Origin of the sequence: Butyricimonas sp., from assembly GCF_019423355.1 — a bacterium.
In the GTDB taxonomy this organism is placed as follows: domain Bacteria; phylum Bacteroidota; class Bacteroidia; order Bacteroidales; family Marinifilaceae; genus Butyricimonas; species Butyricimonas faecihominis.
Map to the genome: position 1 here is coordinate 13,397 of NZ_JAHZBP010000011.1, position 15,473 is coordinate 28,869.

Annotated in this window: 13 protein-coding genes; 2 read left to right on the plus strand and 11 right to left on the minus strand. The window is 44.2% G+C overall.

Going from position 1 to position 15,473, the window contains the following annotated elements:
* Window positions 1-77 precede the first annotated feature (77 nt).
* Entirely contained in the window at window positions 78-1,223 is a 1,146-nt protein-coding gene (locus QVC79_RS14305; RefSeq protein WP_270593247.1) for a FecR family protein, read from the minus strand.
* A 147-nt stretch (window positions 1,224-1,370) separates the two neighbouring features.
* Here QVC79_RS14305 and QVC79_RS14310 point away from each other — a divergent pair, with 147 nt between their 5' ends.
* Window positions 1,371-2,555, plus strand: coding sequence for an ATP-binding protein (locus QVC79_RS14310; RefSeq protein ID WP_270593246.1), 1,185 nt, complete (start codon window positions 1,371-1,373; stop codon window positions 2,553-2,555).
* Here the strand turns inward: QVC79_RS14310 and QVC79_RS14315 are convergent.
* Window positions 2,539-3,129, minus strand: a complete 591-nt coding sequence (locus tag QVC79_RS14315; protein WP_270593245.1) for an RNA polymerase sigma-70 factor — start codon at window positions 3,127-3,129, stop codon at window positions 2,539-2,541. The two genes, QVC79_RS14310 and QVC79_RS14315, sit on opposite strands and share 17 nt — an antisense overlap.
* A 288-nt stretch (window positions 3,130-3,417) precedes the next feature.
* Window positions 3,418-4,254 (minus strand): PepSY-like domain-containing protein, encoded by an 837-nt coding sequence (locus QVC79_RS14320; protein WP_270593244.1) that lies wholly within the window; start codon window positions 4,252-4,254, stop codon window positions 3,418-3,420.
* Window positions 4,255-4,404: 150 nt separating this feature from the next.
* Here QVC79_RS14320 and QVC79_RS14325 point away from each other — a divergent pair, with 150 nt between their 5' ends.
* The gene (locus QVC79_RS14325) at window positions 4,405-5,604 is read left to right on the plus strand and encodes an MFS transporter (protein ID WP_124317819.1); all 1,200 of its coding nucleotides are present in this window, start codon (window positions 4,405-4,407) and stop codon (window positions 5,602-5,604) included.
* A 538-nt stretch (window positions 5,605-6,142) separates the two neighbouring features.
* Here the strand turns inward: QVC79_RS14325 and QVC79_RS14330 are convergent.
* The 8 genes from QVC79_RS14330 to QVC79_RS14365 form a co-directional block, all read right to left on the minus strand.
* Entirely contained in the window at window positions 6,143-6,751 is a 609-nt protein-coding gene (locus tag QVC79_RS14330; RefSeq protein ID WP_087420514.1) for a response regulator transcription factor, read from the minus strand.
* Window positions 6,738-7,442, minus strand: coding sequence for a hemerythrin domain-containing protein (locus tag QVC79_RS14335; protein ID WP_270593243.1), 705 nt, complete (start codon window positions 7,440-7,442; stop codon window positions 6,738-6,740). Before QVC79_RS14335 ends, QVC79_RS14330 begins: the two co-directional genes overlap by 14 nt.
* A gap of 201 nt (window positions 7,443-7,643) precedes the next feature.
* The gene (locus QVC79_RS14340; RefSeq protein ID WP_416336072.1) at window positions 7,644-9,710 is read right to left on the minus strand and encodes a cation:proton antiporter domain-containing protein; all 2,067 of its coding nucleotides are present in this window, start codon (window positions 9,708-9,710) and stop codon (window positions 7,644-7,646) included.
* A gap of 11 nt (window positions 9,711-9,721) precedes the next feature.
* Window positions 9,722-11,626 (minus strand): dipeptidyl-peptidase 3 family protein, encoded by a 1,905-nt coding sequence (locus QVC79_RS14345; RefSeq protein WP_270593241.1) that lies wholly within the window; start codon window positions 11,624-11,626, stop codon window positions 9,722-9,724.
* Complete coding sequence (locus tag QVC79_RS14350; protein ID WP_270593240.1) at window positions 11,623-12,480, minus strand: hypothetical protein; 858 nt, start codon at window positions 12,478-12,480, stop codon at window positions 11,623-11,625. The genes QVC79_RS14345 and QVC79_RS14350 overlap by 4 nt, the downstream gene beginning before the upstream one ends.
* Window positions 12,481-12,483: 3 nt before the next feature.
* On the minus strand, window positions 12,484-13,158 hold the full coding sequence (locus tag QVC79_RS14355; RefSeq protein WP_270593239.1) for a TrmH family RNA methyltransferase: 675 nt from the start codon (window positions 13,156-13,158) through the stop codon (window positions 12,484-12,486).
* Between the two features lie 198 nt (window positions 13,159-13,356).
* On the minus strand, window positions 13,357-13,626 hold the full coding sequence (locus tag QVC79_RS14360; protein WP_087420520.1) for an HU family DNA-binding protein: 270 nt from the start codon (window positions 13,624-13,626) through the stop codon (window positions 13,357-13,359).
* Between the two features lie 145 nt (window positions 13,627-13,771).
* Complete coding sequence (locus QVC79_RS14365; RefSeq protein WP_270593238.1) at window positions 13,772-15,316, minus strand: NAD(P)/FAD-dependent oxidoreductase; 1,545 nt, start codon at window positions 15,314-15,316, stop codon at window positions 13,772-13,774.
* Between the last annotated feature and the right edge of the window lie 157 nt (window positions 15,317-15,473).

The window sequence follows — 15,473 nt, forward strand, 5'->3', positions numbered from 1 at the left end:
CAGGGTTTGCATGTACCACCAGACTAACCCTCATGCTTTACTTTTAAGAGCTGTTCCCGCCCATCGTGAACAGCTTTTTATTTCAACTGAATAATAACGTTATTTCCTTTTCGATTAAATACCACGTTCTCCGTCTGTTCAAATTTTCGAAGTAAATTCCCGACATCCTCGTACCGTTTCACTTTTCCCGTAAACTCCAGCCGTTTCGCCTCCTCATTCTGGTAAAAGACCTCCAAACCATACCACACGGAAAGTGTCGTCATAATCTCTTCCAACGAGGCTTGCCTAAATTTATAGTACCCGTCTTTCCACGAAGTGTATAACTCGGTATCGACTTCACTAACACTTGCCAATCTTGGCCCTTTACGGTATTCGAATTGCTCACCCGGAACAATCCGGAATGATTCATTATTACACGTGATTTCAACACTTCCCGTCACGAGCGTCGTGGCTATCGCTTCCATCCGTTCGTACGCTTTCACGTTAAAAGAGGTTCCCAGTACCCGAACGTCCATTTCTCCCGCGTGTACCCTAAAAGGACGCACGCTATCTTTCGTCACTTCAAACCAAGCCTCTCCCTTTAAAAAGACTTCCCTCTGCCCGTCACGAAAAGCTTCCGGGTAACGTAACTCCGAACCGGAATTCAAAAACACCATTGTTCCATCGGATAGAATAACCCGAAATTCCCCACCGACCGGAACCGTCAACACGTTGTAAGTATCTTCCTGCACATCACCTTCTACCACAGAATACACGAGAGTATTACCCTCGTTAGTCACACGCAACGTGGTATCAGCCACGATCACTTCTTTCACATCCCTTTTCAACGGAACCACTTCCCCATGTTTCAATGTAAGCATCACCTGCCCGCTTCCCGGTCTGAATGGTTGCACCATCGCCTCTCGCTCCCCAAACGGTACCCCCCACCACGTCAAGGCAATTCCTATCACCAGCAACACTCCCGCAACCGCGGAAATATACGCATACCGTCTAATTTTCCTTTGTTTACCCTGTTCAAGCCGCCTTGCTACCCGTTTATAGGCGACTTCCCGAACAATTCCCCCTCGTTCCCGAATAAATCGCACGGGTTCTTCCAACCGGACCAACAACTGATACTCCCTCTCGTGTTCCTCCCTCCAAACCTTCAAATCTTGTCGCTCTTCGTCCGATAGCGTCTCCCCGGCAACCACTTTGGCTATAATTTCATAAATCTCATCTTCCATGATCTGCAATATTTCCCATAAAACACCGCAGATTCAAAATCATGTGACAGGAAAAGTGATTTTTTTCAAAAAAATATCAATCCTATTATTTGATTTACTCAACATATTGAGTAATTTTACTCAAGATATTGAGTAAATTAGTTACCTATGTTTGAAAGAATTCATTTACAGACTATTAAGAAAAGAATTAATGAATCAAGAAAATTCATTCAAGTTATATTAGGCCCCAGACAAGTAGGTAAAACTACCATGATGACACAATTGTTATCACAAATAAATATACCTTACACGTTTGAATCAGCTGATGCGATATCCGCAACCAACTCAACTTGGCTATTACAGGTTTGGGAAACAGCCCGATTGCAAATGAAGGTCAGTAAAACAAATGAATATTTATTAGTCATTGATGAAATCCAAAAAATCAACAATTGGAGTGAAGTAATCAAACAACAATGGGATCAAGATTCCCGAGAACGAACAAACATTAAAGTTATATTACTAGGATCATCACGACTTCTGATACAAAAAGGACTCACAGAATCATTAACAGGAAGATTCGAAACTTTGTATCTAGGACATTGGTCTTATCTCGAAATGCAGGCTGCTTTCGGATGGGGCGTTGAACAATACGTATATTTCGGCGGCTATCCGGGATCAGCATCTTTAATTGAAGAAGAAAATCGCTGGAAAAACTACATCAATGATGCACTTATTGAAACAAGTATCTCCAAAGATATTCTAATGCTCACCCGTGTTGACAAACCGGCATTATTAAAACAATTATTTGAATTGGGTTCATTGTATTCAGGACAAATTTTATCGTTCACGAAAATTATAGGACAACTACAAGACGCCGGTAATGTAACAACGTTAGCTAACTATCTTAAATTACTTTCTGATTGCGGACTTTTAAGCGGATTAGAAAAATATGCCGGAGATGTCATTCGTAAACGTTCATCTTCTCCAAAATTCCAAGTCCACAACAACGCCCTTTTAACAGCTCAAAACGGCACGACATTTCAAGAGATACGTGTAAATCCAAAAGAGTGGGGTCGTTTAGTGGAATCCTCCGTGGGAGCCCATTTGATTAATTATTCTATATCCGAACGGTACAATCTCTATTATTGGAGAGAAGGAAATGAAGAAGTTGACTTTATCATGGAAAAAGGAAATAAAACGATAGCCCTAGAAGTAAAAAGCGGCATACATTCCGATAATACCGGCATGAGCGTTTTTGCCCAAAAATTTCATCCGGAAAAGGTATTACTCGTAGGCACAGGCGGGATTCCGTATGCTGATTTTCTAAAAATAAACCCTATCGAATTGTTTTAAATTGTTTCTTCACCTTCAACCAGAAACAAAGCAAAGAAGAGAACACCTGATCTTTCAATTTTTCCCGAAGAAATTTCATAGAGCGTCCCATTTGCGTTCGCACGGTATTAATACTGACACCCAACGTATCCGCAACATCTTGATACTTCATACCTTCGGCACAGATCATCATAAAAACCCGACGACGTTCAAGGGGCAGCTGATTTATAGCTGCATACAGAATTTCCATTTCATGTAGCTCACCTTCTCCCCCGTTTTCATTCTCAGAGGTCATTTCCGCCATGACCTTTTCATGTCGTAACTCCCGACGTTGAGTCCCTCGAAGATCATTTAATGCGGCATTCTTTACCAGATGAAACATATAACGATCCAACCCGTCCGCCAGCTTTTCAAAATGGCGATTCTCCCAAACATTCACGAAACAATCCTGCACCACGTCCTCGGCAGCATCCACGTCTTTCAATATCCCCGTGGCAAACAATACCAGCACTTCATAATACTCCGAGAAAAAAGCCTGAAACGCGCTCTTTTCTCCTTTTTTCAATGCGGCCAATATTTCTTCTGATCGATTCATTCACATAGATTGATTCCACAAAATAAACAATTATATTACAATAATGTACGATTTTATCCTGAATTTTAAAATAAAACAAAATGGGCTGTCCCCAAAAGTCATTTTTCAAACTCCCTCCCCCCTGCGGGGTACTCCCTCTATAAACAGAGGGAGAGCTGGAATACTCCCTGTCTTCGGGAAGAGTCACCAGCTCCTCCTCTGTTTATAGAGGAGGTGGCACGAAGTGACGGAGGAGTTTTTTGAAATAAAATGACTTTTGGGACAGCCCTCTTCCCATAAAATATAGTATCAATCTAAAACCAAATTCCCTTGAGGATCTATTTCTACACTTATATCCATCGAATGCTCTTTCTGCAAAACAAAATGGTAAACGTCACTACCGGAAGCGTATTCTATGTATTGCACGCTGGCAATGGAAAAACTGTTATACGCCTCGCCCTTCAACACATCAAGCACCACCTGAGGTACATCGGCCTTCAACACCGGCCAAGAAGTCTTCATCCAACCGTTATTCCGGTCAAACAAAACTTCTTTTACCAAGCTGCCATCCAGAATACCGACTTCCAACATACCATCCTGCCAACGGTCAACCGTAATAACCAAAGCCTTCGGGTACTGCTGGGTAATGAAACTACTCACCGCCGTTGGTAACGTGGAAGCCTCTTCATTTACCTCCTTTACCAGCTCCCCCTTCTCGTTGAAATAAATCAACATCTCCTCGTTTCCCTTCTCGATCTCCAAGCGGTAAACCGTGGGCATATTCAACCGTTCCAGCACATCGGCATCTTCCACTTGCCAAGCGCTATATATGCTCTCGTTGAAACCCGTCTTCACCTCCGCGGGGAGATTGGCAAACAGAATGTCCGTCTCCGTCATCATCCATTTTCCGGATGCATCAAACCAAGCATCCACTTCCTGCCCGTTCTGATGAAATTCCGCCTTTTCATACTCTCCTTTTTTCTCCCAGCTCACGGCCACTGCATTCGGGAACTTCGCCTCAAAAGCGGCCACGACACTCTTTCCGGGGGTGTACCCCTTATCATCATCGTCGTCGTCATCATGACAAGCGGCAAAAACAAACAATGATGCCATCCATAGCGTCACCATTAAAATCCTTCCTCTCATAATCTTTCTCAAATTTATCTGTTTAACAATCTTATTTTCTGATACTCATTCTAACGAGAAAAAGAAAAGAAAGTTTCCGATGAAAAACTTCTCCGCGAAAGAATAACCTGCTCATAGAATACGTACTTTTGCACCGGATAAAGAAAAGTCATGAATACAAGTCAAGTAATTATCACACCGGAGAATATGACCAAGGACCGCAAGATCTCCATTTGTGTCTTCTTGTCCGGGTTCTCTTGTTTTGCCCAGTTATACTATTTCCAGCCTCTCTTGCCCGATCTGGCTCAAGAGTTTGGATTATCAGCCAGCTACAGTAGTCTGGCCATATCATTCTCCACGCTGGGAATGGTAGTAGGACTGTTCACGGCAATGTTCGTGGCAGACTCGATTTCAAGGAAGAAACTGATTAGCGCAGCGCTATTATCGTCGGCCGTCTTTTCGGTGATCTGCTCTTATTCGCCCTCCTTCTTCTTGTTGGTTGCATTAAGCGCCCTGAAAGGATTCTTGCTATCGGGAGCCACTTCCGTGTCACTGGCTTACATATCTGAAGAAGTTCAACCCCGGAATAAAGGAAAAATTACCGGACTCTACATTGCCGGAAACGCCTTGGGGGGAATGGGTGGACGAGTAATTTCTTCTTACCTCAGTAGTGAATTCTCGTGGCGCATCGCCTCCGTCTCCATAGGTGTACTATGTGCCTTATTTGCCATATCATTCCTGATATTCAGTCCCCGTTCTGTCAATTTCAAGCCCAAACGGGAAAATTTCAAATCATTGATCGTTTCCAACCTTCACTTGATCGTCTCCGTGAAACTGATCCCCTTCTATCTGATCGGCTCCCTCATGTTAGGGATATTCGTGAGCCTGTACAACTACCTCGGTTTTTATCTGATAAAAGAACCGTTTAACTTCTCCCCGTACTTGATTCACTATATCTATTTCATGTACCTGTTCGGGGTATTCGGCTCTATCGCCACGGCAAAATTAACAGCATTGTACAACCACTTCAAAATACTGAAAACAATCATCGCCCTTTCCGTGGCAGGACTGCTTTTGCTTTACATTAACAACTTCTGGATCGTCACGCTCGGACTGGCCATTTTCACGTTCAATTTCTTCGTGGTACACGTGATCTGTAACCGAATCGTCAGTGACTACAACCTCCAAAAACGTTCGGTCACCATCTCCATCTACCTCCTGTTCTATTACATGGGGTCCAGTGTTTGGGGATCAGCCACCGGGGTCGTTCTCGACCACTTCGGTTGGCAATGGTTTATCGCCGGATTGATTCTACTCACGTTCATCTTGTACGCCATCGCTTATAAAGGCTCGAAATTGATGGAAAACTAACAAAGGTGACCATCCGCTCTCGCCCATGCAAACCGCAGGGGAAAGCGAGGTTTTATCCTCGTAAAATCAATCGTCGGGTAAAGTTTCTACCGGATAGAGCTATATTTACGTGATCAAGTTACTATTATACATCTATCCGAATGTTAACATATACTATAACTCTACAATATTTCATTATTATTATAGGAGCGGAATAGGGGAGGAATGGGAGCGGAATGGGAGCGGCTAACAATATGATAAGAATTTGATGATCATTTAATAACCATATTTTAAATTATTTTAGATTTAGCAAGCCTAGAATATTCCTTCAACCCCGGATATGCAGCTTTCATACACCCAAAATCCCAAGGGGACGCACGGGGACTCCCCCAATAAAAAAAGACTGAATAACTTTTATAGCTAAACAGTCTTTTTTGGCAAAATTCTTTCAATGGCTTACGTTGAAAAGAAAAAAATCATATTATTATTAACATTACAAAGATCAACAATTCCACCCTTTCCCGCAATCCCTTATAATGGGGATATTTCAATCAAAATATCACTCCACCTCATTAATATCGATGAGATTGTTCAAAATAGCATATACAGTAAGCCCGGAAACAGACTTTATCCCGGTTTTCCGGATGATATTTTTCCGGTGAGTAATCACGGTGTGTACCGATATATGATGCAAATCCGCGATCTCCTTGTTAATCTTCCCTTTCGCGAGGGAAATCAAAATCTCTTTCTCCCGTTCGGAGAGTTCATTCTTATCAAGCAAATCAGCCGGGGCACTTAACGCGTCGATTGAATGTAATAACTTCTGGGCAATCTTATCACCATCATCGGCAATATCAATCGTCGTGTGATATTGTTTCAGAATCTCAGGATCGATATACTGGTAAACTAGCGCCACGAAAGCCGTGTCCTTCACCCCTTCAAACAACTCTTCTAGATGCTGCCGTTTCTTCAGCTCCACGGCCGAGGGGTTAATGATGATAATATCCGGATTCAAGTGATTGATCCTTTCCAAGCAATGAAAACAATCGGCAATAACCGCTACCACCTCAAACTCATTCCTCATTTCGATCAACTTCCTCAGTCCGGTTGAAATAATCATGGACGGCTCAATAATAACAATCTTGTAACTTTTATTATTGTTTTGCATACCGTTGCTCTAATTTCATTACTAAAGGAACAAGTATTTTATCCTCAATCAAAGAATGTTTACTCAAATCCTCTTCCAAGGCAAAGATCCCGAATAACACCCGGATCCGCATATCCGATAAAGTATCTCCCGGCAAATATTTCATGATGATATTCTTCAAGTCATTCAGTTTATCATCAATATTACTATGATTCTCCCGGAACACCCCGATCTCGTAATCTCCCGGACGAGCGCCTTTCACCATATTGGAGATATAAGGGAAGACCGTCACTTCCTCGTAATCAAAATGACGAATCACCTCATTCTTGTATTCATTGAAAAAAAGATTCAATATTTGCTGATGTTGCTGTTCGCACCCTTCGGAAATTTCCTTTAACTGTTCTTGTATGGAAAGCATCCGGTTTTCCAAGTAATAAGAATGAGAATTTTTCAAGTAAGCAATCAACTGGTCCACGTTCCCCCCTATTCCCTCGATCTCTTTCTCCGTCGGCAAGTATTGCTCGTTGCTGTACACGTTACAAATCATCAGGAATAACGTACACGAAACATGATTCGCCTCGCAACATTCCCGGACTGTTTTATCCCCGAATCCCAGATTTATTCCAAACCGATGTAACAGTAACAACAGTGAATAATCGGCATGAATGACGTCTGCCAGTTTCATATCCGCGGAAAATAGATGTGAATTCATATCCTTATTTTTACCGCAAATATTGGAAATAATTGATTCAACACCAAGTTTATTCATTAGTTTATAGAATTATTTATGATATTTCAAGCTTTCAAAATTACAAATACATCCTGAAAACCCACATCCTCAAAATCGGGTAAAAACACGCTGTCCACTCCCTATAATTGGGGAGTGGACAGCGTGTTAAATTTTACTTTTCAACTATACCAAATACCGATTATTCGTCTCTCCCGCCTGTATCGGGTAAACCAACACGAAACTATTGGATTGGAAATACTTGTTCAAATAATTGGGAATCCTACTCATATTGGCATGATAGGACAGCCGTTCCCGACGACTCATCACCACCCACAACGTATCGTCACTCTTTATTTCCCGGGACATGATCAAGAAATCATCCCAATCATCAAAGGACGAAAATTCTGCCTCGATCGGCCTTTTTTTATACATCTCCTTCAAGTACACCATCGTGTCTTCTGACGCGTAGAACACGGCCTTCGCACCCGAATTGTGGATAATATTCCATACCTTATTCACCCACATCGGGAATCCGACCTCTTTTTCCGCCCGGGCCGGAACCACTACCAGATGACGTTTCACCGTGGCAATAGGTTGTATGGGGCGATAAATTAATGTAGTCACGTTACTCTGCCCCAGAATCGCCTCGGTCATATTCCCCAAGAAGGAGGACACGACACCTTTTCCCTGATGTAATCCCAAAACCAAATCCGTAATACCCTGCTCTTTAATCACGCTGATAATAGCATTCGCCACGTTCAGATCGTACCGCAACAAATCCTGTAACATGTTATCCGTGGCCGAGGCCGTCGTGACGGCCATATTCAGCACCTTCTTGGATTGCTTGAAGGCTTTATCGTCCGATGACTGATTATTAATCACATTCAAGGCAAAAAGCCCGTTCTTATTCTTCTTCGACTTGATTGCCGTACTCAAATTCACCAGCTCGGTCACGTTCTTCTCGTAGGACACCGGAATCAGGATGCGTTCCTGATGTTCCCCAGTTCCCTCTTTCTCTTCCGACACGTCATTCATCGCAATATTATGCGCCCCTTTCTGCGCGGAGAAAGATGCCATCGTGCAAGTGACCAGAATCATCAAAATCGTACCGTTCAACACGCTCTCGTTCAACAGACGAATCGGTTCTCCCGCCGGGGTCTCTCCTAGAATCACGTTATACCCCACCATCACGGCTGCCAAAGTTGCCGCTGCCTGTGCATTACTCAATCCGAAAATCACCCGCCACTGATCTACGGACATACGGAACGTCTTCTGCGTGAGCCAAGCCGCCACGAATTTAGCCACGGTGGCCACCACGATCATCACCGCCCCTACTTTAATCGTGTCCCAGTTGGTAAAGAACGCCCGGTAGTCGATCAACATTCCCACCCCTATCAAGAAGAAAGGAATAAAGATCGCGTTCCCCACGAACTCCACCCGGTTCATCAAAGGAGAAGTCGAAGGAATCAGACGGTTCAACGCCATCCCAGCGAGGAAAGCCCCGATAATAGACTCCAGTCCGGCCAATTCCGCCAAGTAAGCCCCCAAGAAAACCATGACCAGCACGAATATATATTGTGACACGTTATCCTCACACCGTTTGAAAAACCAACGTCCCACGATCGGGAACACGATCATCACGAAAGCAAAAAAGAGGATAATTGCCGCCCCCAGCCTGTACCAAAACCAATCGTCCACATCCCCCACGGCCATCTCCACGATCACCGTCAACACCAACAGCGCCAAAGTATCCGTGATCATCGTCCCTCCCACGGTAATTCCCACAGCCTTATCCTTCGTGATCCCCAGTTTACTGATAATCGGGTAAGCAATCAACGTGTGGGAGGCAAACATACTCGCCAGCAATATAGAAGTCAACATGGAGAAATTCAACACGTAAAGCCCGACAAGCGTTCCCAAGGCCATTGGCACCAAAAACGTGTACATCCCGAAGGTCAAACTCTTCCATTTATTCTTTTTAAAATCCCCCAGATCAATCTCCAGCCCCGCCAAGAACATGATATACAAAAGCCCGGCTGTTCCCGAAAGAATAATACTACTATCCCGCAACACCAAGTTAAAACCATTCGGCCCGATAATTGCCCCGGCAATAATCAATCCCAACAAATGGGGAATCCTCAACTTATTCAACAATAAAGGAGCCGCCAAGATAATTACCAAAATCAACAGGAACTTCAAAACCGGGTCCGTCAACGGCAGGGTTATCGCGGCCAGTGTCATTTGCAACATAAACATCATTATTATTTATTATCCCCGTATTCCAGCATCTGTGCCAGAAAATCTGTCGGGTATTCTATTTTCACATCAACCACTTTTCCCTCTTCCTCCACCAATCTATATTTCGGATTAACAAACCCGGCATATGGAGCCACGTTCAGTTTTTGATAACGTTCCAGCACTTCCTGATGCAACACGGGATCAATCCGTACCCCATAATTCTCGATCAAATTCCTAGCTCCCTCGAAATCACCTTCCGACTTCACCCGTTGCACCTCGGCCAATAACCTCCCGAACAGTTTCCGCAAAGCCTCGCAATCCCGGATCGTGAAATACGTCTTTCCATCCCGACTTACCCGCTCGATCACGTTATCCGCTTTGCCTTTTTCGTAAACCCAAGAGGCAATCAACTGGCGATTACGCATATGTGACTCTTCCAAATTATTTCCCAACTTCACCCGGGTCAACTGAACCATCAAACCGTTGCGGATATAATTACAATACTCGCTCTTTGCCACCTCCAACGAGGGAATTACCCCCAACTCCACCAGTTTCGGGTCCATCACGTAATACAACGCGAACAAGTCCGCACGAGCCTCTTCTATCGTGGAATAATAATTTTTCAACGCCTCCTGTCCCACGCCCGGTAGCATCTTTCCGGAACCGTGTCCCAGACATTCATGCAAATCGGTATGCACGTTTCCCCCGATATACCCGTACGTTCTCACCAGTTCCTTTTCCTCGTCCGAATAGGCAAACTCATCCAGTACCCCGGAATTCAGTGAAGCCCGGTCGTATGCGTACGTGATATTATCCAGTGTTACCGACTTACTGCCATAACGCTCCCGGATCCATTCGGCATTCGGCAAATTAATCCCGATCGGAGTTGCCGGATGGCAATCCCCTCCCAGCATGGCAGCCTGTACCACTCTCGCCGTAATACCCACCACCTCACTCTTCTTGAAACGCTCATCAATCGGAGCATTCCGTTCAAACCACATAGCATTATCCGCCAATTTACGTGTACGCTTGCAGGCCTCTTCGTCCATAATCTGAACCACGGATTCCCAACTGGCCTTGTATGCTAACGGATCTCCATACACTTCAATAAAACCGTTGATAAAATCTATCGGGGCTGCCACCTCCTTCACCCATTCAATAGAGTAGCGGTCAAACAAGGATAAATCACCCGTCTCGTAATACTGGATCAATAACTCGATCACCTCTTTCTGATGTGTGTTACAAGCATATTCCGCGGCCTTTTTCAAATATTCCACAATACGACGAATTTCTTTCCCGTATTTTCCCCCGGCAAACCACACCTGTTCTTGCAACTGGCCTTTTTCGTCACACACCAACGTAGAATTTAATCCCCAAGAAAGCAACGCATCCTCTTTTTTCTTCTCCCCGTAGAATTTCTCCACCTCTTCTTGTGTCACCCCCTCGTAATAATGATTAGCAGACGCCTGCACCAAATCCTTCCCCTCGTCCAGTACCACCCGCTTCGCCATATATTTCGGATCAAAAATAACACGTTCCACTTCCCCGTACAACTGTTCCGCTCCCACTTCCCGAAGAAGTGATTCAAAATATTCGGGAGTAAAGGAAGGGGTAAACTTTTCCATCGAGTAATGATGATGTACCCCGTTAGCAAAAAACACTTTTTTAGCATACACCAAAAAAGCCTGAAACTCTTCCGTCTCCCGGTTTCCTTGATATGCCCGAAGAATACTTTCCAACGCCTCCCGGACCCGAAGATTGTATTTATTATTCTGATCCCAGAGAATATCTCTTCCGGCCAAAGCCGCCCGGCTCAAGTAATAAACAAATAACTTTTCCCGCAAGGACAACCCCTCAAAAGCGGGGACATCGTAACGTAATATCTTTATATCGTCAAACTGTTCCAATAAATACACTTGTTCTTTCATTCTGCACCTCCTGTTTCTGATGTTCCATGTCCGCTGATTTTCAACGAATCATATATTCGACGCACAACACCTCTGGCCGTGTCATCTCCCTTCTTATTACTCGAAATAAATTGATAAAGTTTCAATCCGGTCGTGTATAAAGTAATTTTAAATTCATATTCCGTCCCTCTTTGCACGTATGTTCCCTGCATAACGACCCCACTCAAATCACCCTCCTCCACGTAAGCAATATCATTTTTCAGATCGAACACTCCCGGCTGACTCTTCAACTGATTCAATCCCCCGTTTACAGCCCCCTCCAAATCAACCTGTCCGACTTCAGGCGTGTACTCGGTATATAAATACATAAACTCCAAACCGTTCCCTTTATAACTAAAAGTTTGCATCTCTTTAATCAAAGGACGCACTTCTTCGGGCAACTTATTCATCACGTTCCCCACGGATTTCATCGCCTTGGGCGTGGCAAGGGACACCCCTCCCGCGTATGTTCCCGTGTACCATTGCTGCTCCAACACCGGGGTATCATCATCTCCATACAACTCGTCATAACTATCCTTCATCCCGTTTATAACAAGCGCTACCATCAATATGACCAGTACTCCCCCGATGCACCCGGCAATCAAACCTTTCTTATTCCCTTTCTTCCCAGTCGGTTTCATCATATTTCCCTTCTTCACTTGTTCTTCCGTCAAACAAACCTCTCGCTGGAAATCCTCGAATGACTTCTCCGGGTGTTTCACTTTCCAATCCTTATAATTATCCTCCAGTTTCCGGTTACACAAACCACATACCACCAAGTACTCGGACTTCACCTCGTTCAGGTGATTACAATGTTTACATTTCAAATAATACATCTCTCACTCGTTATGATTAAACCTTTCCAATATCTGAGCCGAAGCCTTGATCGAACGCTTGTACCAAGCAAATAACACTTCGTAACGTTCCTCCTCCGGTAAATGCCAGTCTATATCTGTTTGCCGCAAACGCTGTACCACGCTATACATCAGTAAAGCGGCACACACGCTCACGTTATAACTCTCCGTAAAACCATACATGGGTACTTTCACAAACTCGTCGGCCCTCGACAACACGTCATTCGACAATCCCGTCAGCTCCGTTCCCAAGAAAAAAGCCATCTTCCCCTTGTAAAGGTCAATGTCATCAATAAAAGTATCTCGTTCATGCGGAGTTGTCGCCACGATCCGGTACCCCTGTGATTTCAACATCTCGATCGTCTCCACCGTGTTATTCTCTCTCTTCCGATGCCGATGAACGGTCAACCAGTCGGCAGCTCCCATAGAAATCTCGGAATTATCCGTGAAAGAATTCATATTTTCAATCACATGAACGTTCTGAATCCCGAAACAATCGCACGAACGCAACACGGCACTACAATTATGTTGCTGGTAAAAATCCTCAAGTACCATTGTGACATAACTCGTTCGTTCCGCGATTAACCGACGAAACAAATCATTTTTGTAATCCGTCACAAACTCACTCAGATACTCAACCTGCTCTCTTACAGTATGCATAATGCTATTTTAAGGTGACTTCGTCACGTTAAAAGTTACAAGTTCACAAGTTGCAGGTTACAAGTTCATTTCGCTCCGGTATTCACAACTTGCAACCGGGAAACCTGTACTTGCAACTTGTTCATCACCAAATCAATTTGATGATGAACAAAAAAAGGGTGTCTCAAAACACCCCCCTTTAAATCTCTTAAATGGTAATTATAGTTGGCCTTCTAACTCAGCACCAGCTTTAAATCTCACCACCTTCTTAGCCGGAATTTGGATTGTTTTCCCGGTTTGCGGATTTCTACCTGCTCTTGCACTTCTTTCAGATACAGAGAAAGATCCGAAACCAACCAATGCTACTTTTTCATCTTTTTTCAAAGATTCTCCGATCGTAGCTACAAAAGCCTCTAATGCTTTCTTAGAATCAGCTTTTGATAATCCAGCTTTTTCAGCAATTGCGTCAATTAATTGAGCTTTATTCATAATAGACAGTTTTAGGATTAGAACTAATAAATTCTTTATACATTCGCAAATGTAGATATTTTATTGATGAATGCAAATTTTTTACCAAAAAAACGAAGTCACTTTAACACATTCGGTTATAACCAGTCCCTCCCCTTCTTGTTTCTTAACAAATAGCCTCTGCACAGCCTTCTCCATCCATCGCAGCCGAGACAATTCCCCCGGCATATCCGGCTCCTTCTCCACAAGGATACAGCCCGACAATTTCCGGATGCATCATCTTTTCTGTTTCTCTCGGAATCCTCAATGGAGAAGAAGTACGACTCTCCACACCCAACAGAAGGGCATCCTTCGTGATAAACCCCCGGGCCTTTTTCCCAAACTGCTCCAATCCGGCACAAAGACGCTGGTAAATGACTTCGGGTAACCATTCCCGAAAAGAGGTTGACTGTACTCCCGGTTTATAAGAACTTTTTGGTAAATTTTCACTTAAATGTCCTCTCAGAAAATGAGTTAATCGTTGAGCCGGAGCATACAAGTTCTTCCCTCCCTGTTCCCAAGATGCCCGCTCCAAATCCTCTTGAAATTCCAACCCGGCAAATAACCCCTTGTATCTCATTCCAGTCAATTCACTCTCCCCAATCGAGGTTACCATGGCCGAATTTGCCCATGCCGTGTTTCTACCGGATGCAGACATACCGTTCACCACTTGTTGTTCCGGTCCCGTGCAAGCCGGAACGACCACCCCTCCGGGACACATACAAAATGAGTATACCCCTCGTCCATCCACATTCGTCACGAAACTATACTCGGCCGCAGGTAGAAAATCTCCCCGCCCTTGCGGGTTATGGTACTGAATCTGGTCAATTAACTCTTGCGGATGTTCCAGTCGAAGACCCACGGCAAAATCCTTCGGCAGCATCAACACGGACCGTGCCTGTAACATCCGGTACACGTCACGGGCCGAATGCCCTGTGGCAAGAATAACGTGTTCTGCTCGAATCTCCTGATCACCCGTCACCACTCCTTTCACTCGATTCTGCTCTATAATAATATCCCTCACCCGACTATTAAAACGTACTTCGCCACCATACTTCTCGATGGTTTTGCGCATATTCACAATCACTTGGGGTAATTTATCCGTACCAATATGCGGGTGAGCATCAATCAATATATTAGAATTCGCCCCGTGATAAACCAAGATTTCCAAAATACGATCTACGTTCCCCCGTTTCTTCGAGCGAGTAAACAATTTACCATCCGAGAACGTCCCGGCGCCTCCTTCCCCGAAACCGTAATTCGAATCTTCATTCGCTACCCCGGTTTTGTACAAACGATTCAGATCTTGTTTCCGCTCTTCCACGCATTTCCCTCTCTCCAAAACAATCGGTCTTTTCCCCAACTCGATCAAGCGTAAAGCCGCGAACAATCCGGCCGGCCCGGCACCCACCACGACAACCGTCCCGGCAGACGAAACATCCCGGTATTGGGGAGTAAATACCCGTTCCTTCTGTTCCACCCGATCCAGATGAACACCAACTTTCAGTTGAATAACAACCCTGCGTTGACGGGCATCTATTGATTTTCGCAAAATTTCCACATGCACGATCCTCTCCTGCCCCACGTGCAACATCCTTGCCAACAGTTCATTGACAATCTCCCGATCATGTGCCTCTTCCGGCGTAATCCTCAATTCTATTTCTTTATACATAAATATGGTGGCTTCGCCACGTTACAGGTTACAAGTTACAAGTTCAAAATTATTTGTTCGGTAATTAACCTGCAACTTGTAACCTGTAACTTGCAACTATTATTTCGTGCGAAAATAAGAAAAAAATCATACCTTCGCACAACAGATTTAAACAATA